General features: G+C 62.0%; 21 protein-coding genes. 11 read left to right on the plus strand and 10 right to left on the minus strand.

Going from position 1 to position 26443, the window contains the following annotated elements; all coding sequences use genetic code 11:
• Positions 1–77: 77 nt before the first annotated feature.
• The gene (locus HGP12_RS24115) at positions 78–1916 is read right to left on the minus strand and encodes a hypothetical protein (RefSeq protein WP_168841328.1); all 1839 of its coding nucleotides are present in this window, start codon (positions 1914–1916) and stop codon (positions 78–80) included.
• 241 nt (positions 1917–2157) lie between these two features.
• Between HGP12_RS24115 and HGP12_RS24120 the strand changes: the two genes are divergently transcribed.
• Together HGP12_RS24120 and HGP12_RS24125 are read left to right on the plus strand one after the other, a co-directional pair.
• Positions 2158–3171: a glycosyltransferase gene (locus tag HGP12_RS24120; RefSeq protein ID WP_168841329.1), complete on the plus strand. Its 1014-nt coding sequence runs from the start codon at positions 2158–2160 to the stop codon at positions 3169–3171.
• On the plus strand, positions 3168–3554 hold the full coding sequence (locus HGP12_RS24125; RefSeq protein WP_168841330.1) for a GtrA family protein: 387 nt from the start codon (positions 3168–3170) through the stop codon (positions 3552–3554). Before HGP12_RS24120 ends, HGP12_RS24125 begins: the two co-directional genes overlap by 4 nt.
• A gap of 6 nt (positions 3555–3560) precedes the next feature.
• Here the strand turns inward: HGP12_RS24125 and HGP12_RS24130 are convergent, their stop codons facing one another.
• Entirely contained in the window at positions 3561–4547 is a 987-nt protein-coding gene (locus HGP12_RS24130) for a Gfo/Idh/MocA family protein (RefSeq protein WP_168841331.1), read from the minus strand.
• A 316-nt stretch (positions 4548–4863) separates the two neighbouring features.
• Between HGP12_RS24130 and HGP12_RS24135 the strand changes: the two genes are divergently transcribed.
• The 4 genes from HGP12_RS24135 (at position 4864) to HGP12_RS24150 (ending at position 7958) form a co-directional block, all read left to right on the plus strand.
• Complete coding sequence (locus HGP12_RS24135) at positions 4864–5433, plus strand: isochorismatase family protein (RefSeq protein ID WP_168841332.1); 570 nt, start codon at positions 4864–4866, stop codon at positions 5431–5433.
• Positions 5430–6428 (plus strand): GlxA family transcriptional regulator, encoded by a 999-nt coding sequence (locus HGP12_RS24140; protein ID WP_168841333.1) that lies wholly within the window; start codon positions 5430–5432, stop codon positions 6426–6428. Before HGP12_RS24135 ends, HGP12_RS24140 begins: the two co-directional genes overlap by 4 nt.
• A gap of 106 nt (positions 6429–6534) precedes the next feature.
• Complete coding sequence (locus HGP12_RS24145; protein WP_168841334.1) at positions 6535–7485, plus strand: aldo/keto reductase; 951 nt, start codon at positions 6535–6537, stop codon at positions 7483–7485.
• 29 nt (positions 7486–7514) lie between these two features.
• Complete coding sequence (locus HGP12_RS24150; protein WP_168841335.1) at positions 7515–7958, plus strand: GNAT family N-acetyltransferase; 444 nt, start codon at positions 7515–7517, stop codon at positions 7956–7958.
• On the opposite strand, the gene HGP12_RS24155 is transcribed toward HGP12_RS24150, so the two are convergent.
• Both HGP12_RS24155 and HGP12_RS24160 read right to left on the minus strand, forming a co-directional pair.
• Complete coding sequence (locus HGP12_RS24155) at positions 7948–8565, minus strand: hypothetical protein (RefSeq protein WP_168841336.1); 618 nt, start codon at positions 8563–8565, stop codon at positions 7948–7950. The genes HGP12_RS24150 and HGP12_RS24155 overlap by 11 nt on opposite strands.
• A 114-nt stretch (positions 8566–8679) precedes the next feature.
• Entirely contained in the window at positions 8680–9573 is an 894-nt protein-coding gene (locus tag HGP12_RS24160; RefSeq protein WP_168841337.1) for a LysR family transcriptional regulator, read from the minus strand.
• A gap of 130 nt (positions 9574–9703) precedes the next feature.
• Here HGP12_RS24160 and HGP12_RS24165 point away from each other — a divergent pair, with 130 nt between their 5' ends.
• The 4 genes from HGP12_RS24165 to HGP12_RS24180 all read left to right on the plus strand — a co-directional run bounded on the left by HGP12_RS24165 (position 9704) and on the right by HGP12_RS24180 (position 19010).
• Complete coding sequence (locus tag HGP12_RS24165) at positions 9704–10699, plus strand: aldo/keto reductase (RefSeq protein ID WP_168841338.1); 996 nt, start codon at positions 9704–9706, stop codon at positions 10697–10699.
• 254 nt (positions 10700–10953) lie between these two features.
• Positions 10954–16476, plus strand: a complete 5523-nt coding sequence (locus HGP12_RS24170; RefSeq protein ID WP_168841339.1) for an alpha-2-macroglobulin family protein — start codon at positions 10954–10956, stop codon at positions 16474–16476.
• Positions 16477–16485: 9 nt separating this feature from the next.
• Positions 16486–18573: a penicillin-binding protein 1C gene (gene pbpC / locus HGP12_RS24175; protein WP_168841340.1), complete on the plus strand. Its 2088-nt coding sequence runs from the start codon at positions 16486–16488 to the stop codon at positions 18571–18573.
• 77 nt (positions 18574–18650) lie between these two features.
• Positions 18651–19010 (plus strand): nuclear transport factor 2 family protein, encoded by a 360-nt coding sequence (locus tag HGP12_RS24180; protein WP_168841341.1) that lies wholly within the window; start codon positions 18651–18653, stop codon positions 19008–19010.
• A gap of 291 nt (positions 19011–19301) precedes the next feature.
• Here the strand turns inward: HGP12_RS24180 and pheT are convergent, their stop codons facing one another.
• The 6 genes from pheT to infC all read right to left on the minus strand — a co-directional run bounded on the left by pheT (position 19302) and on the right by infC (position 25332).
• A complete protein-coding gene (gene pheT / locus HGP12_RS24185; RefSeq protein ID WP_168841342.1) occupies positions 19302–21725 on the minus strand; it encodes a phenylalanine--tRNA ligase subunit beta in 2424 nt (807 codons plus the stop codon).
• A gap of 16 nt (positions 21726–21741) precedes the next feature.
• Entirely contained in the window at positions 21742–22824 is a 1083-nt protein-coding gene (gene pheS, locus HGP12_RS24190) for a phenylalanine--tRNA ligase subunit alpha (protein WP_168841343.1), read from the minus strand.
• Positions 22825–22859: 35 nt separating this feature from the next.
• Positions 22860–23735, minus strand: a complete 876-nt coding sequence (locus HGP12_RS24195; protein WP_205926605.1) for a serine/threonine protein phosphatase — start codon at positions 23733–23735, stop codon at positions 22860–22862.
• A 96-nt stretch (positions 23736–23831) separates the two neighbouring features.
• Complete coding sequence (gene rplT, locus HGP12_RS24200; RefSeq protein ID WP_168841344.1) at positions 23832–24236, minus strand: 50S ribosomal protein L20; 405 nt, start codon at positions 24234–24236, stop codon at positions 23832–23834.
• 37 nt (positions 24237–24273) lie between these two features.
• Complete coding sequence (gene rpmI / locus HGP12_RS24205) at positions 24274–24477, minus strand: 50S ribosomal protein L35 (RefSeq protein ID WP_012759782.1); 204 nt, start codon at positions 24475–24477, stop codon at positions 24274–24276.
• 318 nt (positions 24478–24795) lie between these two features.
• The gene (gene infC / locus HGP12_RS24210; protein WP_184363066.1) at positions 24796–25332 is read right to left on the minus strand and encodes a translation initiation factor IF-3; all 537 of its coding nucleotides are present in this window, start codon (positions 25330–25332) and stop codon (positions 24796–24798) included.
• Positions 25333–25609: 277 nt separating this feature from the next.
• Between infC and HGP12_RS24215 the strand changes: the two genes are divergently transcribed.
• Positions 25610–26422 carry an alpha/beta hydrolase gene (locus tag HGP12_RS24215; protein ID WP_168841345.1) on the plus strand — a complete coding sequence of 271 codons (813 nt, stop codon included), beginning with the start codon at positions 25610–25612 and terminating at the stop codon, positions 26420–26422.
• Positions 26423–26443 lie beyond the last annotated feature (21 nt).

A 26443-nucleotide genomic window follows, 5' to 3' on the forward strand; every position in this document is an offset into this window, starting at 1 on the left:
ATTCGCGCCTCGCGCTTCACGTTCCCGATGTCGCGTCTGTCACTATCGCCGCCCAACGCCGCGCGACATGCTCCAGGTCACTCCCGCGGCTTGAAACGGAAGAAGCGAACCGCCGCATCTGCCGGGGCCGGGATCGGCTCCAGATAGGCCGGCACATGGCCTGCGCCGAGCTGAGCATAGAGCCCTTTCGACTTCATCTCCGACAGCAGTTCCACCTGCGGATCGTTCTTGCAGAAAGCAAGCAGGGTTACCTTCGCCTCGCGCAGAAGCGCCTCCGCCTGCCGCGGTTCCGCAAGGGCGATATGCAGCTCGGCCAGCATCCCGGCCTGATCGCGATGATAAGGGCCGGAGAGAGCCCGATGCGGCGCGAAGCGAAGCAGCGGCGCGCCCATGTTGGAAGCCGATACGATCACGCCGGGTTCCAGGCTGGAGATCGGCGCCAATGCCGCCTTGGAAGCGCAATCGGCAGTCTCCTCGGCCTTGGCGCGCTCTGCGACGAGAAGGCTGTTGCTGAGACGCTTGCTGGCAAGCGCACCCCCGATGGCCCAAACGGCTGGGACGGAGACGAGAGCCGCAACCACGTAGAGCAAGGCCGATCGCAGGTTTTTCGTATCGGCCATGTAATTGCGCCTGAATTCAGCGATCAATAGGGCCAAAGGTGGGATGGCCAGCAGGTTGGCGAATTCCGCGCCGCGCACCTGCACAAGCGCGATCACCCAATTGACGGCGACCAGAGCCATCAACACTGCGTGCAGGCCTGATCGATTGCCTCGCAGGATGCGGAATGCACAAACGACCATCGCCAGGAAGCCCGTCGCATAGAAGGCGCCGAGCGTATCCGGCTCGCGGCGGGCCATCGAAAGGATCGACTGTGCCTCGGTCACCTTGCTCAGCCAGACATCCACCAACATCGGATCCAGATCGGCAAGCGGATTGCGCAGGCATTGCGGCGCGAGCGCAACGGTGGTGGCAAACACGAACGTCCCATTGGCCAGCAAGACCGCAATGCGCCACGGCCGCGACAGACGGCTGGCAAAGAGCGCCGATAGGAGAAGCCCGACGCAGCCGGCGCTGGTGATGCCGTAGAAGCCAAGCGAGAGATTGTCGCAGGTAACGGTCGAATAGAGGCGCGGCGGCACCAGCGAGAAAAAGGCCGCGCTGACGGCAATCGTCAGCGTCAGGACAAAGGCCTTGGCAGCAGGTGCGAAGTCTTCACCCTTCCAGGTCCACAAACAGGCGACCGACATGCAGGCGACGGCGACAAAGGGCGTCGTCTCCGCGCCGATGCCGAGCTGGATGGCAAGGGCGATGGCGGCGATGGCAAAGTTGCGCGGCCGATAGCTCTCATCGACCAGCATGGCGACAGTGAGGGCGACAAGGCCGAGCTGGACATTGTCGTGATCGATGGAGCCCGGCACGAAGCGCGGCGAGATGACCACGAACAGCGAGGTCAGGATCAGCGAGAAATGCATGCCTTCCGCGCCGGCGATGCGGCGGCCTGCAAGGCCCATGAAGAACATCAACGGCAGGATGAGCATGAGCGGCCAGACGGTCAGTGCCGCCGCTTCGGCGCCTTCCGGCGAAAAGAAGATCCGGAAGAAAAGGATGAGGCTTGCGATCGGCAGATCGATGAAGCGCGACCAATGCATCAGCGTCCCGCCTTCGAGGCCGAGACGATATTGCATCATGTCGAACCAACCCTGACCGGCGAGAAAGTCGCGCACTTCGACAAGACGCATGGCGTCGTCATTGTCCGGGCCGACATAGTCCGTGAGGTTACGATGAATGACGAGCTGCGCGATGATGACGACGACGGCATAGATGAACGCGACCAAGGCAGGATGAGACCAGTATCGCGACGCCGTCTTCTCCGCCGCTCCGGCTGCCTCGGGCGGCATTGCCAAGCTTTGCGCCATATCGATGAACCCCAGTTGGAATTATATTCGAGGCCATACGCTAGTGGCTGCGCATCAAAAAACAGTAAAGCGCCTGTGGGCCGCCGAATTCATCACGATAATGTTTTTCGCAGAGCCGGGATCCCGCCATTTTTATTGCGCAGCCATAGGGTCTTATTAACAGCCAGCGGGATAAGCTCTCGTCCGGATCGTCCATCAGGCCTCAACTTGATTTTATGCGTAGGAACAACCGGCCAAGACCATGTGGAATGAGAAGCTGAGCATCGCCGTTCTTCTGCCCTGCTACAACGAAGCTGCGACGATCGGCGACGTCGTGCGCGGTTTCCGCAAGGCGCTGCCGCGGGCGACGGTCTACGTCTACGACAACAATTCGACCGATGGCACAGCGCTGCACGCCATGCTCGCGGGCGCGACCGTGGTGCGCGAGCGCCGGCAGGGCAAGGGGCATGTGGTGCGGCGCATGTTCGCCGACATCGAGGCTGATATCTATCTTATGGCCGATGGCGACGGCACCTACGCGCCCGAGGACTCCGAAGAGCTGATCCGCACGCTGCTGACCGAGGGATCCGACATGGTCGTCGGCACCCGCCGCAACGTCCATAGCGATGCCGGACGGCAGGGTCATGCCTTCGGCAACCGCATCTTCAACTGGCTCTATCGCACCATTTTCGGTGCCGATTTCACCGATATCTTCTCCGGCTACCGGGCCTTCTCACGCCGCTTCGTCAAAAGTTTCCCGGCCGTGTCAGGCGGCTTCGAGATCGAGACCGAAATGTCGGTGCATGCATCGCGGCTGAAGCTGCCCGTCAGCGAACTGGAACTCGACTACGGCCGGCGGCCGGAAGGCTCACACTCCAAGCTTTCCACCTTTCGTGACGGCGGCAAGATTCTCTGGATGTTCGCGATGCTGATGAAGGAAACGCGGCCCTTCGCCTTCTTCGGCATCCTGAGCGCCGTCGCCATGGAGCTCAGCGTCGGTTTCGGCATTCCGGTCCTTGTCGAATATTTCGAAACCGGGCTGGTGACGCGCATGCCGACCTGGGTGCTTTCCGTGGCGCTGACGATGATCGCCTTCATGCTGTTCACGGCCGGCTTGATCCTCGATTCGCTCGCCCGCGCCCGCGCGGAACAGCTGCGCATCCACTATATGAGTCTCGCCAAGCCGGCTTCCCGCGAAAACGGCGACGATCGGACGGTCTACATGGCCGAGCTCGAAAAGCCGGCAAGCCGGAAGAAAAGGGCCAAGGCTGCATGAAGAAGCTGTTTCGCTTCCTGATCGCCGGCGGCGTCGGCTTTGTCGTCGATGCCGGCGTGTTGCATCTGTTGCTGTGGTTTACGCCCTTCGGCCCCTTCGTCGGCCGGGCGGTCTCGATCCCGAGTGCGCTGCTTGCCACCTGGTTCATCAACCGTAACTTCACCTTCGGCCGATCCGAACGCTCGCTGGCGGCGGAAGGCTTCCGCTACGGTTCGGTCGGCCTGACCTCGGCCCTCTTGAACTATGCTCTGTTCAGCTCGTTGCTGATGGCCGAGCCGGCGCTGCGACCGATCATCGCTTTGACGCTTGCTTCGGCGGCGGCAACGGCGTTCAGCTTCTTCGGCTATTCACGCTTCGTCTTCCGCCACCGGCAAAACCCTTAAATTCTATCAGACCGGCTCCCAGCCATCTTTCTCGCTGGCGCGATAGATGGCGTCGATGACCTTCTGGTTGAGCTTCGAGCTTTCCAGCGATACGACCTCCGCACCTTGACCGAGCGCGGCCGAGGCGAAAGCCTCCGCCTCGCGCCTGTACTGGCGGCTGTCGGGGAAACGGAAGATCTGCGATTCCGAATGGCCGCGATTGGTCAGTTCCAGCTCTTCCGCGCCATAGCGATCGGCATTGAAGGGCGACTTCACCTCGATGAAGCCCTCGGTGCCATGGAAGACCATGACCTGCCGGTTGGCCATCTGCGTCGAGATATAGAAAGTGAGCTCGAAGTCGCCGAAGTCTGCCTTGACGCTGGAGTAGATGTCGGTGCCGAATTCCGGGTCACGCTCCGTCACCGCCTGGATGCGCAGGGGTTCGCGGCCGGTGACGAAACGGGTGCTGATCGTCGGATAGACACCGATATCGGGCAGACCGCCGCCGCCGAGTTCCGGAATATTGCGCATGTTGCCCGCATCGCGGTTGAAATAAGTGAAGGCGCCCTGGATGTGGCGCAAGCGGCCGATGGCGCCATCGGCGAGCAACGAGCGAACCTTCCGCCAGACCGGCGCATAGGTGACCATATAGGCTTCCGTCACCAGAACCTTGTTGCGGTCGCGGGCGGCGATCAGGCTGTCGATCTCTTCCGCCTTGAGCGCGATCGGCTTTTCACAGAGCACATGCTTGCCGGCCTCGGCGGCCTTGATCGTCCATTCGACATGCTGGGAGGTCGGCAGGGGAATGTAGACGGCGTCGATGGTATCGGAGGCGAGCATCTCCTCATAGGAGCCGAAGGCATGCGGCACGGAGAAACGGTCGGCCATCTGCCGGGCACGGGCGAGATCACGGCTGGCGATTGCCGTAACGACGCAGTTTTCCGCATCCTGAATGGCAGGCACGACCAGATCGCGGCCGATCTTCGCCGTCGACAGAATTCCGAAACGCAGCATGATCTCTCTCCTGAAACATCGTCCCGAAGCAGAGGGGCGCATGACGATGATCGCGACATGGCCCTCCGGCGGGATCCTTGGTGAACATGGTGGGGCAAGCGAAACGGGGGCGTTCCGCTCTGGACGAAACCGGCGCCAACCTTATTCGGCCCTTGCCGAAGGCGCAACGCCAGAGACGGCGCGTAGGCGCGAACGCGGCGGCACGACAACCTCCGCAGCATGTCCGTATTTGTCCTCTTTCTGTCTGTCAGATGGCTTTCGGAGCTTTAAAACGATGCCTAATCTCGGCTATCCTTCAAGCACAGGAGATACGAAAATGTCCCACGCTAATACCGCATTGCTCGTCATCGACGTCCAGGAATCCTTTCGCCAGCGTCCCTATTGGCAAACGGACGACCTGCCTGTTTTCACCAACCGCCTGCAGGCTCTGATCGACGGCGCCAAGGCAAAGGGAATTCCCGTCGTACAGATTTTCCATGTCGAGGATAGCGACGCGCATTTCAGCCTCAAGAATGGCTTCGTTCGCAAGCTCGATGAAATCTCGCTGGAGGCCGATGCCGTATTTCACAAGCGTCGCCATTCGGCGCTCGTCGGCTCCGGCCTCGATGTCTGGCTGGTGGCAAACGGCATCCGCAGGGTGATCGTTTCGGGTATCCGCACGGAACAATGCTGCGAGACGACCACCCGGCACGCATCCGATCTCGACTATGAGGTCGACTACGTCACAGAGGCGACGCTGACCTTCCCGATGACGCATGCCTCGGGCACGGTCTTCAGCGCCGATGATATCAAGAAGCGCAGCGAGCTGGTGCTGTCTGGCCGCTTCGCCCGCATTGCGACCGTCGAAGAGGCGCTTGCCGGCGCATCGATCCGGAGTGCCGCATGACGCAAAGCGACCGACGCCTCCATCGGCGGACCATTCCCGTTTACGTGCTTCTGCCGCCCTATACGCTGCTGATGGACGTGGCCGGACCGGTGGAGGTATTGCGCCGCGCCAATATCGAACAGGACGACGTCCTGTTCGATTATCAGTTTATCGCTGCCCAGTCAGCGCAGACGACTTCGGTCGGGCTGATGCTTGCCGATCTAAAGCCATTGCCCGATCACATTCCCGACGGCGCCTATGTCATCCTGTCCGGCAGCATCACGCCGCCCGACGATGCCGAGGATATCGAACCGGAACTTGCCAAGCTTGCGAGCTGGCTGAGAGGTGCGATCCGGCCGGGCATCACTCTCGTCACCATCTGCTCCGGCGCCGTGCTCGCCGCCCGCGCCGGGTTGATGGACGGCTATGCCTGCACCACGCATGCCGCCTGCCTCGACGAAGTTCGGGAACATGCGCCGACGGCAAGGGTTCTCGACAACCGGCTCTATGTCGAAGACCGGGACCGCTATTCGAGCGCCGGCATCACCACAGGCACAGACCTGATGCTGCATCTCGCCTCCAAGCTGACTTCGCCGGTGACGGCGCTGACGATTGCCCGGCACATGGTGGTCTACATGCGAAGGACGGGCGCCGAGCCGCAGCTTTCCCCCTGGCTCAGCGGCCGCAACCATGTGCACCCCGCTATCCATCGTGTTCAGGATGCAATCATGGCCGATCCCGCCCATGGCTGGTCGCTCTCCGAGCTTTCCGGCATCGGCGCGATGAGCGCGCGCCATATTTCCCGGCTGTTCCAGGAGCATGCCGGCCTGTCTGTCACGGCCTATGTCAACCTGATGCGGGTCACGCTGGCGCGCGACGTGCTCGCCAATTCGCGGCTGGACATGGAGGGCGTGGCGGAGAAATCCGGCTTTGCATCGCCGCGGCACATGCGCCGCGTCTGGTCGAAATACAACGCGCTGCCGCCAAGCCACTATCGGCGTTCGGCGGCGGAATAAAGAAATCGTTTGTGGCGTTCATCGCGAAAGGCCGCTAGCCTTGCCTTATCCCTTCGCGCCGGCGCCCGCTCGCCGACCTGCCCCTCAAGTGATTTGGAGAGATATCATGGACATGCGCAAGCTTGGACGAACCGATCTGTTTGTCGCCCCCATCGTGTTCGGCGGCAACGTCTTCGGCTGGACGGCCGATGAGAAAACCTCCTACGCACTGCTCGACGCCTTCTTCGACGCCGGCTTCAACACGATCGACACCGCCGATGTCTATTCCAGCTGGGTCCCCGGCAACAAGGGCGGCGATTCCGAAGAGATCATCGGCAAATGGCTGAAACAGGGCCGCGTTTCGCGCGACAAAGCCATCATCATCACCAAGGTCGGATCGGAGATGGGTCCGGACAAGAAGGGCCTCGAGGCCGGCTATATCATCGAGGCGGCCGAGGCCTCGCTGAAGCGGCTGCAGACCGATCACATCGACCTTTACCTGTCGCACTGGCCGGACCCCGAGACGCCGCATGAGGAATCGCTCGCCGCCTATGCCAAGCTGAAGGAACAGGGCAAGATCCGCCATGTCGGCTGCTCGAACCTCGATGCGACGCAGCTGCAGGCGTCGCTCGATGCCGCCGCCAAGGCGGGACTGCCGCGCTACGACGTGCTGCAGCCCGAATATAATCTTTATGCCCGCGACAGCTTCGAGGGACCGCTGGCGGACCTCTGCGTCAGGCAAGAGATCGGCGTCATCACCTATTTCAGCCTCGCAGCCGGCTTCCTGACTGGCAAGTACCGCACCAAGGCCGATACCGAGGGACGGGCACGCGAGAACCGGGTTGCCGCCTATCTCGACGACAAGGGCCTGCGCATTCTCGCAGCGCTCGACAAGGTTGCCGCCGAAACCGGCGCGAAACCCGCCGAGATCGCGCTTGCCTGGCTGTTGCGCAAGCGGGGCGTCACGGCTCCGATCGCCAGCGCGACTAGCCTCAGCCAGCTCGACGCGCTAATCAATTCGGCGAAGCTTTCGCTTTCCGATGACGCCATGCGCCTGCTCGACGCAGCCGGCGAATAGATAGAGGCCAAATAAACAAGGATGGGCCTATGACCGTGACAATCCGAGATGCCAGGCCCGAAGACGAGGCGCGCTGGCGCGCGCTATGGAACGGATATCTGGCCTTCTACGGCGTCACCATCGCGTCCGACATCACCGATGCGACATGGCGCCGGGTCTTCGATCCGGCGTCGGCCATCTTCATGCGCGTGGCCGAGGTCGACGGTGAAATGAAGGGCTTCACGCTCTGCATCACGCATGAGGGCACCTGGGTGCGCGCACCCGACTGCTATCTGGAAGACCTGTTCGTTGATGAAAGCGCCAGGGGCCGCGGCGTCGGCCGGGCGCTTCTGGACGATCTCGTCGCGCTCTGCAAGAAGAACGGCTGGGCTCGTCTTTACTGGCACACCGAAGAAGGCAATGCGACCGCCCGCAAGCTCTATGACAGCTACGTCGAGAGTGACGGGCATATTCGCTATCGCATCAACTTCTGAGCTTCGGGAAACTCTCATAATGGGCGGAATGATCGCCCTCCCAATTGGCCATGCCCGGCTTGGTCAGCATGCCGCGTGGGCTGACATAGCTCTGGATGGTTCGCATCGGCCGCTCGTGCCACTGGATATTGAAGGCCCATAGCTTCGGGAAGAAGCAGAGCGACGCATAGGGCAGATGATCGTGGATCCACCAGGCGAGCTTCTGCCAGTCGCCTTCATGACCGTGGTGGTCGATCAGCCAGGGCACGACGATGCAGACGGCCGCGCCCATGCAGCCGTCGAGATCACGCATGTCCCAGATATGGTGCGCTGCAGTGTGGGGATTGGTCGAGCAGTTCAGCCCGTTCTTGTTGCCGAAGGCGTTGACCTCGGGCGAGCGATAGCCGGAGCGGATATGTAGCCGGCCAAAGGTTGCCTCCAGCGGCTCCAGCAATTCCTCGCAGAGCCTGCGGCCCGTCTCGATCGCGAGATCGGGGTCTTCGGGGATATTGGGAATGCGATAGAAATCTGATATTTCCGAATGCAGGAAATCCCGAAAGAAGAAATTCTTCGACAGCCGGACACGGCCGAGATCCTCAAGCCCCTTCATCGATCCCGGTTTTCTCATCGCGGCAATCCCTTTCTGAAACCATCCGATCAGTCGAGACGAGTTATGGCATCGCCGCCACCCGATTTCTGTCAGCAGTCGTGCATTGCTTGTTCCAACGCAATTTCGAACGGTCTAAGGCCCGGTATATTTGAAGAAATCGATGAAGGCTCTGAGCGCCGGGCGCATCTGCCGACGGCTCGGATAGTAGATGCAGAAGCCGGGATAGGGCGGGCACCAGTCCTCGAGCACGCGGATGAGCTTGCCCTCGGCCAGTTCCTGCTGCACGCGGATATCGAACAGGTAGGCAAGGCCGGCACCGTTGACGGCCGCGAGAACCCCGAGCCGATCCTCGATCACGATCAAGGGTCCATCGATGGCAACGACCAGCTCGTGGCCATCCTTCTCGAATTCCCAGCGATAGATCGAGCCATCGGTAAATCGCCGCTTGATGCAGCGATGATGAACGAGATCGCGCGGATGCAGCGGCTTCGGGTTCTTCTCGAAATAGGCCGGGGAGCCGGCAATGACCGTGCGGATGTCAGGCGAGACCTTTACCGCGATCATGTCGCCCTCGATGCTCTCCTCCAGCCGGATGCCGGCGTCAAAGCCCTCCTTGACGATATCGCTGAAGCCGTCCTCGTTGGCGATCTCCAGCGTGATGTCGGGATAGGTGTTGAGGAAATCGCCGAGCCGCGGCGCCATCAGCAGATCCGAGGCAAAGCGCGGGGCGGTGATGCGCAGCGTGCCCGCCGGGCGGCCACGGGTCGCGAGCGTATCCTCCAGCGCGATATCGATTTCCTCCAGGGCCGGCGCCAGCCTTTGAAGCAACGCCTGGCCCTCCTCGGTCGGCAGCACGCTGCGCGTGGTGCGGGCAAGCAGCCGCACGCCGAGGCTTTCCTCGAGGCTGGAGACGGCATGGCTGACCGCGGAAGGTGCGATCGACAGTTCCTTGCCGGCAGCGCGGAAGCTGCGATGGGCGGCAACGGCGGCAAAAACCGTGAGTTGGGAGAGTTGCGTTCTGTTCATTGATCTAAATTATAGAACAGCCCGTTAGGATTTGCATGGATTTTCATTCATTATCCAGAACCTTAACTTGAGCGTGCAGGCAGCGGGCTTCGACCACTGCCGCTCCCATACGTCTCAAGAGGAACACACCATGAAAACCCGCAGGCTTGGTAAGGATCTCACCGTTTCCGCCGTTGGGCTCGGCTGCATGGGCATGAGCTTTGCCTACGGCGCCGCCGACGAGGCCGAATCCATCAAGACGCTCCATCGCGCCGTCGAACTCGGCGTCACCTTTTTCGATACCGCCGAAACCTATGGCCCCTTTACCAACGAGGAGCTGCTCGGCCGCGTGCTGAAGCCGGTTCGCGACCGCGTGGTCATCGCCACCAAATTCGGCTTCAAGCTCGACCATACGAAATCCGGTCCGGCCGCCATGATCGGCGTCGATAGCCGGCCCAAACATGTGAAGGAAGTCGCCGAAGCTTCGCTGAAACGGCTCGGCACCGATGTCATCGACCTTTTCTACCAGCATCGCGTCGATCCGAACGTGCCGATCGAAGACACGGTCGGCGCCATGGCAGAACTGGTGAGAGAGGGCAAGGTACGGGCGCTCGGCCTTTCCGAAGCTGGTTCCGCCACCATCCGCCGCGCCCATGCCGTGCATCCGATCGCCGCCCTGCAGAGCGAATATTCGCTGTGGAGCCGCGATCCGGAAGAAGATGTGCTTGCCACCTGCCGCGAGCTCGGCATCGGCTTCGTGCCCTACAGCCCGCTCGGCCGCGGTTTCCTGACCGGTGCGATCCACAAGACGGACGATCTGGCCGCCGATGACTTCCGCCGCTCGCTGCCGCGCTTCCAGAGCGAAAACTTCGATGCCAATACGGCATTGGTTGCGAGACTGCAGGCGCTTGCCGAGGAAAGGAGCGTCACGGCCGCACAACTGGCGCTCGCATGGGTGCTGCATCAGGGCGAGGATATCGTGCCGATCCCCGGCGCGCGCAAGCTGCACCATCTCGAGCAGAATGCGGCGGCTGCCGATATCGCGCTGTCGCCGCAGGAGCTGAAGGAACTCGGCGGCATCATCTCGCCCGAAACGGTCGCCGGCAAGCGGTATACCGATGCCTCCCTGGCGATGACGAACATATGACAAACGGGCTGCCTTTCCTGCCCAGGCGAAGACATCGGCCATCGAGGCCGGTGTCATTTTGGAACCGAAAAGAAAAATGAAGCATCAACGAAGGGCTGCCGAACATGTGAATCGCCTGAATTGCAGGCTTTTTCAAACTTCTAGGTTGATCGTCATAGGCGCGAAGCTCAAGCAGTAGCTCGACGCTCGGTTGACAAACGGGTTCGAAATTTGAAGATTGCCGCCATCAAAAACGGACAGCGTTGGGGGGACCTATGTCTAAGCGCGCGTTTCTCGGCTTCTCTGCTTTTCTTCTCGCCACTTTCGCCTCTCTGAACCCTTCGGCCGCCGCCGACGTCAAGCGCCAGGTGGTGACCACGAAGGACGGCGATTACTTCGGTTTCGATCTGCGCACCGAGCAGAACGTGACGCTGGACCAGTGCTCCGCCTCCTGCATCGGCGATAAGTCCTGCAAGGCCTTCACCTACAATCCCAAGGTGAAGTGGTGCTTCATGAAGTCGGACTTCAACCAGCTGAACAGCTTCCCCGGCGCGATCGCCGGCAAGATCGTCGAGACGGCTGCCACCAGCGAACCGGATATCGGCGCGGCGCCTGCGCTTTCCTTCCTTTCCGACAATTTCGTCCAGAGCGCGCGCGACGCGAAAAGCACGCTGACGCTCGGCAATGAGCTGAAAGGCCAGGGCGTCGAAAGCCTGATCGCGCTCGGCCGTATCGAGCTGACCTCCGGCAACGTCAACGATGCCCTGAACGCCTTCCAGGGCGCGCTTTCGCTCAATCCCGACAATGGCGATCTGTGGATCGAGCTGGCGCGCGCCGCCAACACGATTGCGAACGACACCTCCGTCGCCACGCGCGCCGCCTATGCCGCGCTCAACGGCTATCAGCTGACCCGCACGACGAGTAGCCGCGCCGATTCGCTGGCCGTGCTTGCCGAGGCGCTGAAGAATGCGCAGAACTATCGCCCCGCACTTAACGCCTACAAGGCGAGCCTCAATCTCGTCAGCTCGGCCGCCGTCCAGGCGGCTTATAACGATCTTCTGGCACGCCAGGGCTTCCGCGTGACAGGCAATACGCTCGACAACGACAATGCCTCGCCGCGCGCCTGCGTGCAGTTCTCCGAAAAGCTGGTGAAGAGCGGCGCCGACTATACCCCCTTCGTCACCGTCAATGGGGCAGCACCGAAGGGCGTCGATGCCAAGGACAACCAGATCTGCGTCGAAGGCCTGGAATTCGGCCAGCATTACCGCATTTCGCTGCGCGCCGGCCTGCCCTCCTCCGTGGAGGAAAACCTCGCCTCGCAGGTCAATGTCGATGTCTATGTCAAGGATCGCACGGCTTCGCTGCGCTTTACGGGCGACAATTTCGTATTGCCCTCAACGGCACGCCGCGGCATTCCGATCGTTTCGGTCAACGCCAATACGGCCAATCTCAAGCTCTACCGCATCGGCGACCGCAATATCCCGCAGCTGCTGAACGGCTCGCAATTCCTGACGCAGATGGACAGCTACAGCGCCCAAACCGTCCAGGACACCAATGGCGAGCTGGTCTGGCAGGGTTCGATCGAGATCAAGCAGGAACTCAACAGGGAAGTCGCGACCAGCTTCCCGGTGGACGAGGTGCTGCCCAAGCGCAAGCCCGGCGTCTATGTGCTGACGGCGGTCGCGCCCGACAGCGGCGGCCATGAGTGGGACCCGCAGGCGACGCAGTGGTTCATGGTTTCCGATATCGGCGTCACCACTTATGCCGGCACCGACGGACTGAATGTTTTCGCCCGCTCGCTCGGCAGCGCCAAGCCGCTCGCCGGTATCCAGCTGCAACTTCTCGCCAAGAACAATGAAATCCTCGGCACGGCGAAGACGGACGACAATGGCCGCGCCACCTTCAGCGCCGGCCTGATGCGCGGCACGGCGGGCATGACGCCGGCCGTCATCACCGCTGAGAACGGCGATCAGGATTATGTCTTCCTCGACATGACGCGCGCCGGCTTTGATCTTTCCGACCGCGGGGTATCAGGCAGAACCGCGCCGGGCGCCATCGACCTGCTGACCTGGACGGAACGCGGTATCTACCGCGCCGGCGAGACGGTGCATGCCTCCGCACTTGCCCGCGACGTCAGCTCGACGGCAGTCGAAAACTTGCCGCTCACCTTCGTCTTCCTGCGCCCGGATGGCGTCGAGGATCGCCGCATCATCACCGACGGCGGCAAGCTCGGCGGCTACAATGTCGACCTGCCGCTGCAGCAGACCTCGATGCGCGGCACCTGGACGATGAATATCTATACCGACCCGAAGGGCTCCTCCATCGGCTCGCAGACCTTCCTCGTCGACGACTTCGTGCCGGATCGCATCGAATTCGACATGAAGAGCGACGCCAAGGAAATCGAAGTCGGCCAGCCGACGCCGGTCAATGTCGACGGACGCTACCTCTATGGTGCGCCGGCCGCCGGCCTCAATCTGGAAGGCGAAGTGACGCTGAAGCCGACGCGCCAGAGCGACGCCTATAAGGGCTATCAGTTCGGCCTCGCCGACGAGGGTGCCGGCAAGGCAAACGCAAACAATGACGACGAGGACAGCGGCAGCGGCGACAGCAAGGCCGAAAGCACGCAAGTGCCGCTCGAAGACCTGCAGGCGCTCGACGAAAACGGCAAGACCACCTTCAACGTCACGATCAACGACACGCCTTCGACCACACAGCTCCTGAACGCCAATATCACGGTGCGCATGCAGGAAGCCGGCGGCCGCGCCGTCGAGCGTTCGCTGACGCTGCCCGTCAAGGCGGATGGGCCGCGCATCGGCATCAAGCCGGAATTCGACGGTGATCTCGGCGAAAATACCGTCGGCAATTTCCACGTCATCGCCGTCGACGCCAACGGCCAGAAGCAGGCGATGCAGGGCCTGACCTGGAAGCTGCTGAGCGTCGAGCGCAATTATCAATGGTACCGCGACGGCAGCAGCTGGAAGTTCGAGCCGATCATGTCCACCAAGCAGGTGGCAGTCGGCACAGTCAATGCCACGACCGATGGCGCGGCGATTTCCATGCCCGTCACCTGGGGCCGCTACCGTCTCGAAGTATCCACCGCCGATGCGAACGGCCCGGAATCCAGCATCGAGTTCAATGCCGGCTGGTATGTCGCCTCTACCTCGACGGAAACGCCGGATGCGCTTGAAATCGCGCTCGACAAGGAAAGCTACCGTGTCGGCGATACCGCCAAGCTCAAGGTGACCTCGCGCTATGCCGGCCAGCTGATGGTGACGGCCGGCTCCGAAACCCTGATCTCGGTCACCAATGCCGATATCGGCGCCAATGGCGGCGAAGTGGATGTTCCGGTGACCGCCGACTGGGGCGCCGGCACATACTTGACGGCCACACTGTTCCGTCCCGGCGAAGCGCAGGAAAGCCGCATGCCGATGCGCGCCATCGGCATCAAATGGGCGCCGGTCGATCCCGGCGAGCGCAAGCTGCAGGTCAAGATCGACGCACAGCAGAAGACGCTGCCGCGCCAGCCGCTTGATATCGGCCTGCAGGTCGCCGGCGCAGGCGCCAACGAGGACGCCTATGTCACCATCGCCGCCGTCGATGTCGGCATTCTCAATCTGACCCGCTACCAGCCGCCAGCGCCGGATGACTGGTATTATGGCCAGCGCCAGCTCGGCCTTGAAATCCGCGACATCTACGGTCGCTTGATCGATGGCTCGCTCGGCGCAACCGGCAAGCTGCGCACCGGCGGCGACGGCGGACAGGCGGCCTTGCAGGCAAGCCCGCCGAAGGAAAAGCTGATCGCCTTCTTCTCCGGTCCGATCAAGCTCGATGCCAATGGCAAGGCCAATGTCAGCTTCGACATTCCGCAGTTCAACGGCACGGCACGCCTGATGGCCGTTGCCTGGTCGAAGGCCGGCGTCGGCCACGCGACGCAGGACGTGATCATCCGTGATCCGGTCGTCGTCACCGCAAGCCTGCCGAAGTTCCTGGCCCCCGGGGACAACGCCAACCTGCGTCTCGACGTCGCCAACACAGACGCTCCCGCCGGCGAATACACGCTCGCCGTCACGGGCAACAGCGCCGTGACCGTGGATGCGAGCGCCACCCAGCAGAAGGTCAACCTGCAGGCCGGTGGCAAATACAACATCACGCTGCCGCTGACCGGTGGGCAGCCGGGCGACGGCACGGTTTCGATCAAGCTGTCGAATGCCTCTGGCATGTCGCTCGATCAATCGGTCGATATCCCCGTTCGCCCGGCGCAGCTGCCGGTCACCGAACGGCGTGTCATCGCGCTCGCGCCCGGCAAGAGCCTGACCGTCAATTCAGACCTTCTCGCCGACAGCGTGCTGCCCGGCGCCTCGGTCAGCGTCAATGTCAGCCGCTCCAGCGCCTTCGACGTGCCGGCGCTGCTGATGAGCCTCAGCCGCTATCCCTACGGCTGCGCGGAACAGACGGCGAGCAGCGCGTTGCCGCTGCTCTATTTCAGCGACATGGCGATCAAAAACGGGCTTGCCGATGATACCGAGATCCGCAAGCGCGTGCAGGATGCCATCTATCGCGAAATGTCCTACCAGTCCTCGAGCGGCAGTTTCGGCCTCTGGAGCCCCGGCTCGGGCGACCTCTGGCTCGACGCCTATGTGACCGACTTCCTGACCCGCGCTCGCGAGCAGAAATACAACGTGCCGGATCAGGCCATGGTGCAGGCGCTGGAAAACCTCCAGAATGCGCTGAGCGCCAATACCAACGTCAAGGACAACGGCAACGAGATCGCCTATGCGCTCTATGTGCTGGCGCGCAACAAGAAGGCCTCGATCAGCGATCTGCGCTACTACGCCGACACGATGCTGAACGACTTCCCGACGCCGCTCTCCAAGGCGCACCTGGCCGCGGCTCTCGCGCTCTATGGGGATGCACAGCGCTCGCGCAACATCTTCGTGGACTCGTTGCAGATGTCGCAGAAGGCGGCGGTCACCAAGGTCAGCTTCGTCCGCTCGGATTACGGTTCGTCGCTGCGCGACGGTGCCGCCGTGCTGGCGCTTGCCGCCGAAAGCCGCCCGGTGCCGCCGATCATTCCCGAGCTCGCAAGCGTCGTCGCCAAGGATTGGCAGACCAAGAAATATACCAGCACGCAGGAACAGACCTGGATGCTTCTCGCCGCCCGCGCCCTGCAGAACGGCGATGATGGCCTGACGCTCGACGTCAACGGCGCTGCCCATAGTGGCACCTACATGGCCCAGATGTCGGGCGATGCGCTGATGGGCCATCCGCTGACCGTCACCAACACCACCCGCCAGCCGCTGTCGGCTGCCGTGACCACTGTCGCGGCTCCGGTTGCGCCGCTGCCGGCCGGCGGCAGCGGCTTCAAGATCGAGCGCAAGTACTACACGCTCGATGGCGAAGAGGCGAATGTCAGCCAGGCGCAGCAGAACGAGCGCTATGTCGTCGTGCTGCATGTGACCGAGGACAATGACTGGCCGCAACGCCTGCTCGTGACCGATCTGCTGCCCGCCGGCTTCGAGATCGACAATCCGAGCATCGTCAACAGCGCCCAGCTTTCGAACTTCGACTGGCTCAGCGAAATTCAGCCCGCTCATGTCGAATTCCGCAACGACCGCTTCGTCGCAGCCTTCGACCAGAACTCCGGCGCCGATCGTGACCTGACCTTCGCCTATGTCGTGCGTGCCGTGACCCCCGGCGTCTACGATCATCCGGCGGCAAGCGTCGAGGACATGTATCGTCCGCAGTTCTCGGCCCGCACGGCGATGGGCCGCATGGAGGTGCTGGGCGCCCAGCAGTAAGAAACAGCCATGAAGGCGCGGTGGAAAATTGCGATCGGCTTTGGAGCCACCGTCTTGACGGCGGTGGCTCTGGTCTTCGGCCTGGAAGCTGCAGACCACGCCTATCCGCCGCCGCTGGATAATGCTCGTGTGGTCTCTGCCGAAGTGCTCGACGCCAATGGCGATCTTCTGCGCGCCTTCGCCACGCCCGAGGGGCGCTGGCGGCTGAAGACCAGCGTTGCCGATGTCGATCCGCAATATCTGCACATGCTGGTCGCTTATGAGGACCGGCGCTTCTACGATCATCACGGCATCGACCCGATGGCGATCGGCCGTGCCTTCCTGCAGCTCGTCACGCATGGCCGCATCGTCTCAGGCGGTTCGACGCTCTCCATGCAGGTGGCACGCCTGATCGAACCGCGCAGCGAACGATCCCTGACGGCAAAACTTCTGCAGGTCGTTCGCGCCATCCAGATCGAGCGGCGGTTGACCAAGGAAGAGATCCTCGATCTCTATCTCACACATGCACCCTATGGCGGCAATCTGGAAGGCGTGCGCGCTGCGAGCCTTGCCTATTTCGGCAAGGAGCCGAAGCACCTGACGGTCGCGCAGGCGGGCCTGCTCGTCGCCCTGCCGCAGCTGCCGGAAAGGCGACGGCCGGACCGCAACCTCGCCGCCGCCCAGGCCGCCCGCCATCGCGTGCTCGAGCGCGCAGCCGTTGCTACAGTGATCGGCGAAGGGGAAGCGGAACGGGCTTCGCTGTCTCCTATTCCGGCACAGCGGCGGCAGCTGCCGGCCTATGCCGCGCATCTGGCCGAACTGGCGCTCCGGAAGCAGCCCGGCATCATCCAGCACAAGACAACGCTGCGGCGCGATGTGCAGCAGGGCTTGGAGGCCGTAGCGGATGCGGCGGCAATCCGGCTCGGGCCGAAAGTATCGGTCGCCATGATCATGGCTGATGCCAAAACCGGCGAGATCATCGGCGAAGTCGGCTCGGCCAATTATTTTGATTCCTCCCGCGCCGGCTGGGTCGACATGACCCGCGTGCTGCGCTCGCCCGGCTCGACGCTGAAGCCCTTCATCTACGGCCTCGCTTTCGAGCAGGGCTATGTGGCGCAGGAAACAATCATCGAGGACCGCCCCGCCGATTTCTACGGCTACCGCCCGCGCAATTTCGACATGACCTATCAAGGCGACGTCAGCGTCCGCCAGGCGCTGCAGCTTTCGCTCAACGTGCCGGCCGTGCGCCTGCTCGATGCCGTCGGCCCGACGCGGCTGCTGGTGCGCTTCCGCAGCGCCGAGGTGAAGCCGAAGCTGCCGCCGAACGAAGCGCCTGGTCTAGCCATCGGCCTTGGCGGCGTCGGCGTGACGCTGAAGGACCTCGTGCAGCTCTATGCCGGGCTCGCCAATCGCGGCAAGGCGATGCGGATCGGCGATGGCATACAAGATCAGCCGGGACCGATCGACGGCGAACCGTTGATGGAGCCGATCGCGGTATGGAACATCACCGATATTCTCTCCGATATCATCGCGCCGCGCGGCAGCAAGCAGCTCGGCATCGCCTACAAGACCGGTACCAGCTACGGCAACCGCGATGCGTGGTCGATCGGCTATGACGGCGCGCATGTGCTCGGCGTCTGGGTCGGGCGGCCGGACAATGGCGCCGTGCCGGGGCTGGCGGGTTATGTTTCGGCCGCTCCCATCCTGTTCGAGGCTTTCGCCAAATCGGGCGTTGCCATAACCCCCTTCCCTTCGGCTCCCATGGGCGCCGTGCGCATCGCGCCGACCGAGCTGCCGATCAGCCAGCGGCGCTTTTCCGTCACCGCCGCCGGGCTGCTGGCCGCCTCCAGCCGCGAGCCGGCGCCGCAGATCGTCTATCCGCCGGAAGGGGCCCGCGTCGATCTCGGCGCAAGCAGCGGCAATGACCAGATCGCGCCGCTGGCGCTGAAGCTGCAGGGCGGACGGGCGCCGTTCCGCTGGCTCGCCAACGGCAAGCCGCTGCCCGACATGTCGCGCCGCCGTACCAACCAGTGGACGCCCGACGGTGCGGGATATTCGACGTTGACCGTCATCGATGCGGCGGGACGCGCGGCGAGCGTGCGGGTTTTCGTGGAATAGGTCGACTTCAGCCGCGAGTTTTGCGAGCCAGACCCACCTGTGATAGTTTATCGGATACTCAAACGAGGAATGACGAGATGTCGGAAGAGCAGGCAATCCGTGCGGTTGTTCATCTCTATGTCGATGGCATGGCATTCGCGAACGAGCCGGCGCTGCGCAAGGCGTTCCATCCGCGGGCCGATATCATCGGCAATTATCAGGGCGCGGTGGAATGGATGACGCGGGATGAATTCATTGCCGCCATCGTCGAGCAAGGCAGCGCCCCGCCCGGCACGATACCGCTGATGGAGATCGAGCTGATCGACATCGAAGGCGATGCCGCAAGCGTCAAGGTCGTCGACGAATTCGCCGGGATGCGGTTTTCGGACTATCTGTCACTGGTGAAGATCGATGGGCGCTGGAGTGTGGTGAACAAGGTTTATCATCTGCATCGGTAGATGATGCTACACCGCGTATGTCGAGACTTTGATACCCCCCTCTGGCGCCGTTCCTTCTCCCCTCGGGGAGAAGGTGGCCCGAAGGGTCGGATGAGGGGGCCGGCCGCTTTAAATGCATGGACTTTCCCGCTCTTGGCCCCCCTCATCCGCCTGACGGCACCTTCTCCCAGAGGGGAGAAGGAATGCGCAGCAACGACCTCATTTCATATGTGATTGCCCTGCTTGTGGGGGAGATGTCGCGATAGCGACAGAGGGGGGTGCCGAGCTCTCCGCGAACTCGGCAGCGACCGATTACGCTCTCAGCACCCCGCCCGTCGACTTCGTCACATTGGCAACGATCTTCTGCGTCAGCGCCTCGAAATCCTCATCGGTCAGCGTGCGCTCGGCCGGTTGGATTTGCACCTCGATGGCGATCGACTTCTTGCCTTCGCCGAGCGACGCGCCCTCGAAGATGTCGAAGACGTTGACGCCGGTTACCAGCTTGCGGTCGGCGCCGACGGCGGCGCGGATGATGGCGCCGGCTTCCACCGACTTATCGACCACGAAGGCGAAGTCGCGCTTGACGGCCTGGAAAGGAGAAAGCTCCAGCGCCGGCTTGGTGCGGGTCGCCTTCTTCTTCGGCTCGGGCATGGCATCGATATAGACTTCGAAGCCGGCAAGAGCGCCTGACACGTCGAGCGCTTCCAGCGTCTTCGGATGGAATTCGCCGAAATAGCCGAGCACGACCTTCGGACCCATCTTGATGGTGCCGGAACGGCCCGGATGATACCAGGCGGGACCACCCTGCTCGATCTGGATATTGCCCATCGGCAGGCCGCAAGCTTCCATCACCGCCAATGCGTCGGCCTTGGCATCGAAGACATCGACCGGCTTACCGCCACCCTTGGCGGCGTTCGACCACATACGGCCGGCACCGGCGAGCGTTGCCGTGCCGCGGCGGATGCCGCCGGCAACACGACGCTGGCCCTCGGGCGTGTCGTTCTCATAGGTGCCGGAGACTTCGAAGATCGCGACGTCGCCGTAGCCCTTGTCGGCATTGCGCTGCGCCGCCGACAGCAGGCCCGGCAGCAGCGAAGGACGCATGTCGGACATGTCTGATGCGATCGGGTTGGCGAGCTTCAGCGCATTGGAGCCGCCGCCGAAGAGCTTGGCCTGATCTTCGGAGATGAAGGACCAGGTGACGGCTTCCAGCATGCCGCGGGAGGCAAGCGCGCGCTTGGCCGTGCGCGTGCGGATCTGCAGCGTCGTCAGGATCTTGCCGTTGACGGCGGCATGGCTTGTGAGCGGCTGCGGCTTGATGTTGTCGACGCCATGGATGCGCATGATTTCTTCGACGAGATCGGCCTTGCCGTCGACATCCGGACGCCAGGAGGGAACGGTGACAGAAATGCGCTCGCCCGAACCGGAGACCGAGAAGCCGAGCTTCGCCAGGATGGATTTGCTCTCATCGGCCGAGACTTCGAGGCCGGTCAGGCGCTTGACTTCCGACAGCGGGAAATCGACGACCTTAGGCTCATAACCCTTGTAGCCTTCGACGCGCGCCCTGGCAGCCGTGCCGCCGCAGGAGGCAAGCACCAGCTCCGTGGTGCGCTCAAGGCCGGGGACCATATATTCCGGATCGACGCCGCGCTCGAAACGATAGCGCGCATCGGTGATGATGCCGAGGCCGCGGCCGCTCTTGGCGATGTTCATCGGATCCCAGAGGGCCGACTCGATCAGCACGTCCGTGGTGTTCGCGTCACAGCCGGAATGCTCACCGCCCATGATGCCGCCGATCGACTCGACGCCGTTGTCATCGGAGATGACGACATTGCTGGGGTTGAGCTTGTATTCGCGCTCATCCAGCGCCAGCACGGTTTCGCCGTCCCTGGCGCGGCGCACGACCAGATTGCCCTTGACCTTGGCGGCGTCGAAGACGTGCATCGGCCGGCCCTGATCGAAGGTCATGTAGTTGGTGATATCGACCAGCGCGCTGATCGGGCGCAGGCCGATGGCGAGCAGCCGCTGCTGCATCCATTTCGGGCTCGGGCCGTTCTTGACGCCGCGCACGAGGCGCAGCGCAAAGCCGGGGCAAAGGCGCGCATCGTCCAGATCGATCTTGAGCTCGGTCGTCGTTTCGCCAGCAACGGCAAAGGGCGGCGTGCTGCGCGGCTTCAGCGTGCCGAGGCCGGACGCGGCGAGATCGCGGGCAATGCCGTAAACGCCGGTGCAATCCGGGCGGTTCGGCGTCAGGTTGATCTCGATCATCGGATCGTCAAGCCCGGCATAGGCGGCAAAGCTGGTGCCGATGGGCGCATCTTCGGGCAAGTCGATGATGCCGTCATGGCTGTCGGAAATTTCGAGTTCCTTTTCCGAGCACATCATGCCGCGGCTCTCGACGCCGCGGATGTTGCCAATGGCGAGCGTCACGTCGATGCCAGGGACATAGGTGCCGGGAGCCGCGAAGGCGCCGACGAGGCCGGCACGCGCATTCGGCGCGCCGCAGACGACCTGAACCGGCGCGCCGCTGCCTGTATCGACCATCAGCACCTTCAGGCGATCGGCCTGCGGATGCTTTTCGGCCGAGAGAACCTTGGCGATGACGAAGGGCTTGAACGCCGCCTTGTCGTCGACCTCCTCTACTTCCAGCCCGATCTGTGTCAGGCGTGCGCAGATCTCGTCGAGCGTGGCGTCGGTTTCCAGATGCTCTTTCAGCCAGGAGAGTGTGAATTTCATGTGCTTTATCCCTTCCTTACGCGCTCAGACCGCCGAACAAAGTCGGCATATCGAGCGGGCGGAAGCCATAGTGGTTCATCCAGCGGACATCGGCGTTGAAGAAGTCGCGCAGGTCGGGCATGCCGTATTTCAGCATGGCGATGCGGTCGAGGCCCATGCCCCAGGCAAAGCCCTGGTATTCGTCCGGATCGAGGCCGCCATGGCGCAGCACATTCGGATGCACCATGCCGCAGCCGAGGATTTCCATCCAGTCGGTGCCTTCGCCGAACTTGACGATCGGGCCGGAACGGTCGCACTGGATATCGACCTCGAAAGAGGGCTCCGTGAACGGGAAGAAGGACGGGCGGAAGCGCATCGTCACATTGTCGACCTCGAAGAAAGTCTTGCAGAATTCCTCCAACACCCAGCGGATATTGGCGACATTTGCCGTCTTGTCGATGACGAGGCCTTCGACTTGATGGAACATCGGCGAGTGCGTGGCGTCCGAATCCTGGCGGTAGGTCTTGCCGGGGATGATGATGCGGATCGGCGGCTTTTGCGCTTCCATGGTGCGGATCTGCACCGGCGAGGTGTGCGTGCGCAGCACCTTGCGCTCACCCTTTTCATCCGGCTGGAAGAAGAAGGTGTCGTGCATTTCGCGGGCCGGATGTCCCTCGGGGAAGTTCAGCGCCGTGAAATTATAGTAATCGGTCTCGACATCGGGACCTTCAGCGATCGAGAAGCCCATATCGCCGAAGATGGCGGTGATTTCGTCGACGATCTGGCTGATCGGGTGAATGCGGCCGCGTTCGGCCGGCGAGGAGCGGACCGGCAAGCTGACATCGACGGTCTCGGCCTTCAGCTTCGCCTCGATCGCCGCGTCGCGTAGCGCGCCCTTGCGTTCATTGATCGCGTCGGTGACGGAATTCTTCAGCGCGTTGATCGCAGCGCCTCGCGTCTGCCGTTCTTCCGGCGACATCGAGCCCAGCGTCTTCAACAGTTCCGAAACCGAGCCCTTCTTGCCGAGCGCGGCGACCCTGACGGCCTCGATCGACTGCTCGTCGGTCGCAGCCGCCACTTCGGCCATGAGTTGGGTTTCAAGCGTTACAAGTTCCGTCATCTGGTCCTGCCTTGCGGACCACGGCCATCGGGCACTCAGTCCACGGAATAATTGGTGAACGCATGCATCAGAAAGCTTGTGGCAACGATGAAGCGCTGGAGATCACTACCCATGTGCACGCGGCCAATCAACCGGGCAAGGAACAAAAAACCGCCAAGAAAGCGAATCATGCGCTGAAGCTCGACACGCGCGGCCGCCGGCGCGTGCTCGAACCAGGCTTCATAGGCCCTGTTCTGCGTTTGCAGGCCAAAGCGGGCGCCGGTGGCGATCTGCAGAAAGAGCAGCCAGACGTCACGGGCCTGCGCCACCTCGAGCGGCATGACAGTCTGCGGGTCTTCCTCGAAATCCATGAAGCCGAGCCGGTCGCCGACGAAGAACATGTCACGCGGATAGGGCCGGCCGTGGCAAAGGCCTTTGGCATGCAGCCGGCCAAGCTCCGCGGCGCAGACGACCATGAGATCATCATGGGCGGCGGGATCGCCATCCCTCAATTGCCATAGGCGCTGCTGCACCGTCATGCCTGCGTCGGCAAGCACGATCGCGCCATTCGAGGCATAAAGAACGTCCGGAACGGCAATACCTCGCTCCTTGAACAGGACGATGCGCCGCCTTTCCCGCTCCGCCATTTGCCGTGGAGACAAATAGGCGCAAGGACGCAGGAAAGCGATCGGGACGATGCGCGAAAACATGGCCTGCAAATGGCGCCAAGTCGACGGCTTTTCCGTGCCGTATCGCTTGATCCACGCTCCGCATGACGAGAGAGAAACGCGTTCGACCCGCCTCGATCCGTTCACCAGCACGGTCAGCAAGGTCTCGATATCCTTGCCATTGAGATTGGGTATGGAATTTAATTTCGTTGTCTGGTCAACAACTTCACCTGCCCCGATACCGGGAAGCCCCAAGGTGATCATTGCAAATCGATTGTATTCTGAAAAATACAAAACCCGCGCTGGTTACACAAGCGCGGGTTTCACAAATTTGACACAAAAATGTCTCGAAGGCGGGCCTTAGCCGACAGTAGCCTCGAACTCGTTCTTCGTGCCTGCTTCCTTAAGGTATTCGAGAGCCTTCTTGGAGGCTACTACGAGTGCACCGAAGGCTTCCGGCTCATGGATCGCCATGTCGGAGAGGACCTTGCGGTCGACTTCGATGCCAGCCTTCGTCAGGCCGTCGATGAAGCGGCCGTAGGTCAGGCCATGTTCACGGACGGCAGCGTTGATGCGCTGGATCCAGAGGGCGCGGAAGTTGCGCTTGTTGACCTTGCGGTCGCGGTAAGCGTACTGCTTGGAACGGTCGACGGCGGCCTTGGCGGTACGGATGGTGTTCTTGCGGCGGCCGTAGAAGCCCTTGGCTGCCTTCAGAACCTTCTTGTGCTTGGCGTGGGCGGTAACGCCTCTTTTTACGCGTGCCATATCATGATCTCCTTAGTCTATAGCGTTACGAATAGTCTTAGAGACCGTTCGGCAAGTAGTTCTTGATAACCTTACGGCCATCCGGTTCTGCGAGAACCATGGTGCCGCGGGCATCGCGAATGAACTTGTTGCTACGCTTGATCATGCCGTGGCGCTTGCCAGCAGCGGCTGCCTTGACCTTGCCGGATGCGGTGATCTTGAACCGCTTCTTGGCAGAGGACTTCGTCTTCATCTTGGGCATTTTGCTACTCCTTCGATGCTTCCTGGCGCGCTTTGTTTAAAAGCCCTTCCCACAGATCCGGACAGGCCGGGCTGCAACAAGGTGCCGGAGCGTTTGTTGTTGAACTGCGGATACGGTGACGAACCGCTCCGCCAGCATTCTGAACTGCCACGGCATGCCCTGCCGGTCAGTTCGGACGCGCGCTTATAACCGCACTTGCCTTGAAGTGCAACGGGCCGAGCGCGTGAATCTTTTCAGATCGATGACAATGCGCAACCAGACCGAAAAAGGAAAAAGCCGCCCAATGGACGGCTCCGACCTCTTACTCCGACCTGCGCCTCACTTCGGCGCAAGCACCATCATCATCTGGCGGCCTTCGAGCTTGGGCTCGGCTTCCACCTTGGCAATCTCGAGCGTGTCTTCCTTGACTTGCTGAAGAAGCTTCATGCCGAGTTCCTGGTGAGCCATTTCGCGGCCACGGAACTTCAAGGTCACCTTCACCTTGTCGCCTTCTTCGAAGAAACGGCCGATCGCCTTCATCTTCACCTCATAATCATGGGTGTCGATGTTCGGGCGCATCTTGATTTCTTTGACTTCGACGATCTTCTGCTTCTTGCGCGCCTCGGCAGCCTTCTTCTGGTTCGCGTATTTCAGCTTGCCCAGGTCGAGGATCTTGCACACAGGCGGTTCAGCATTGGGGGAAATCTCTACCAGATCGAGACCGGCCTCCTCTGCCATTCTCAATGCCTGGTCCGTCGCGACGATACCCATATTCGCGCCGTCAGCTGCAATGAGCTGAACTTTGGGAATGCGGATTTCCCTGTTGGAACGTGGCCCGTCCTTTACGGGCGCATCGGTTTTAAAGGGTCTGCGAATGGTCGTATTCTCCACGAATTGTTTCGGATAGCTGCAGCCTCTCGCTCCCCGTCGGCGCAACTGACGGAAATGTCGTAAAAGCTGTGTTGAAGTCAATAGCATGACAGCAGGAAAAAAGCACCTCCTGCATGTCAATAGAATGTCGCGCGGCCCAAGATGCGCCAAGGACACAGTATCGCTCCCGGATAATATAGAAACCCTTGCGCAAAGATCGAGGATTTTTCGGGTCACGCAAACGCGAATCTGTTCTATAGGGCAGAAAATCCGGGAGCTTTTCATGTCCGAGACAGCCACAGCCATTCAACCGACCTTCCTTCCCGTCGGCACGGGCGAGAACGAGCGCCAGATCGCCGTCGTCCAACGCGGTGCCGGCAAGGGCGCCAGGAACGTCAGCTTCGTCTGGCTGTCCGGCTATCGATCCGACATGAGCGGCGCCAAGGCGGTGGAGCTGGATGCGCTGGCGGCGCGGCTCGGGCTCGGCTGCATCCGCTTCGACTATTCCGGCCATGGCCAATCCGGCGGCAAGTTCACCAACGGCACGATTTCGCGCTGGCTGGAAGAGGCGCTTGCCGTCATCGACCATACCAAGCCGAAGAAGATCGTTCTTGTCGGTTCGTCGATGGGCGGCTGGATCGCGCTCCGGGTCATCCAGGAATTGCGCAAACGGAAAAAGGCGGTTCCCGTTGCGGGCCTTGTGCTGATCGCGCCCGCCCCCGACTTTACCGTCGATCTCATCGAACCCAATCTTTCCGATGTCGAACGGCAATCGCTGGAGGAACGCGGCTATTTCGAGGAGCCTTCGGAATACAGCCCCGAGCCGAACATCTTCACCCGCGCCCTTATCGAGGACGGCCGCGCCAATCGCGTGCTGACCGGCATCGTCGAGACCGGCTGCCCGGTGCACATATTGCAGGGCATGCAGGATGCCGACGTTCCCTTCGCGCATTCGTTAAAGCTCGTCGAGCACCTGCCGGCAGACGATGTGGTGTTAACGCTTGTGCGCGATGGCGACCATCGCCTGTCGCGTCCCCAGGATCTGGAGCGCATGCTTGATGTCGCCGAGGCATTGGCTCTGCATAATACGCCATAATAACAAGTAGATACGAGCGAA

The organism is Rhizobium sp. P28RR-XV (assembly GCF_012641385.1).
GTDB lineage: Bacteria > Pseudomonadota > Alphaproteobacteria > Rhizobiales > Rhizobiaceae > Rhizobium.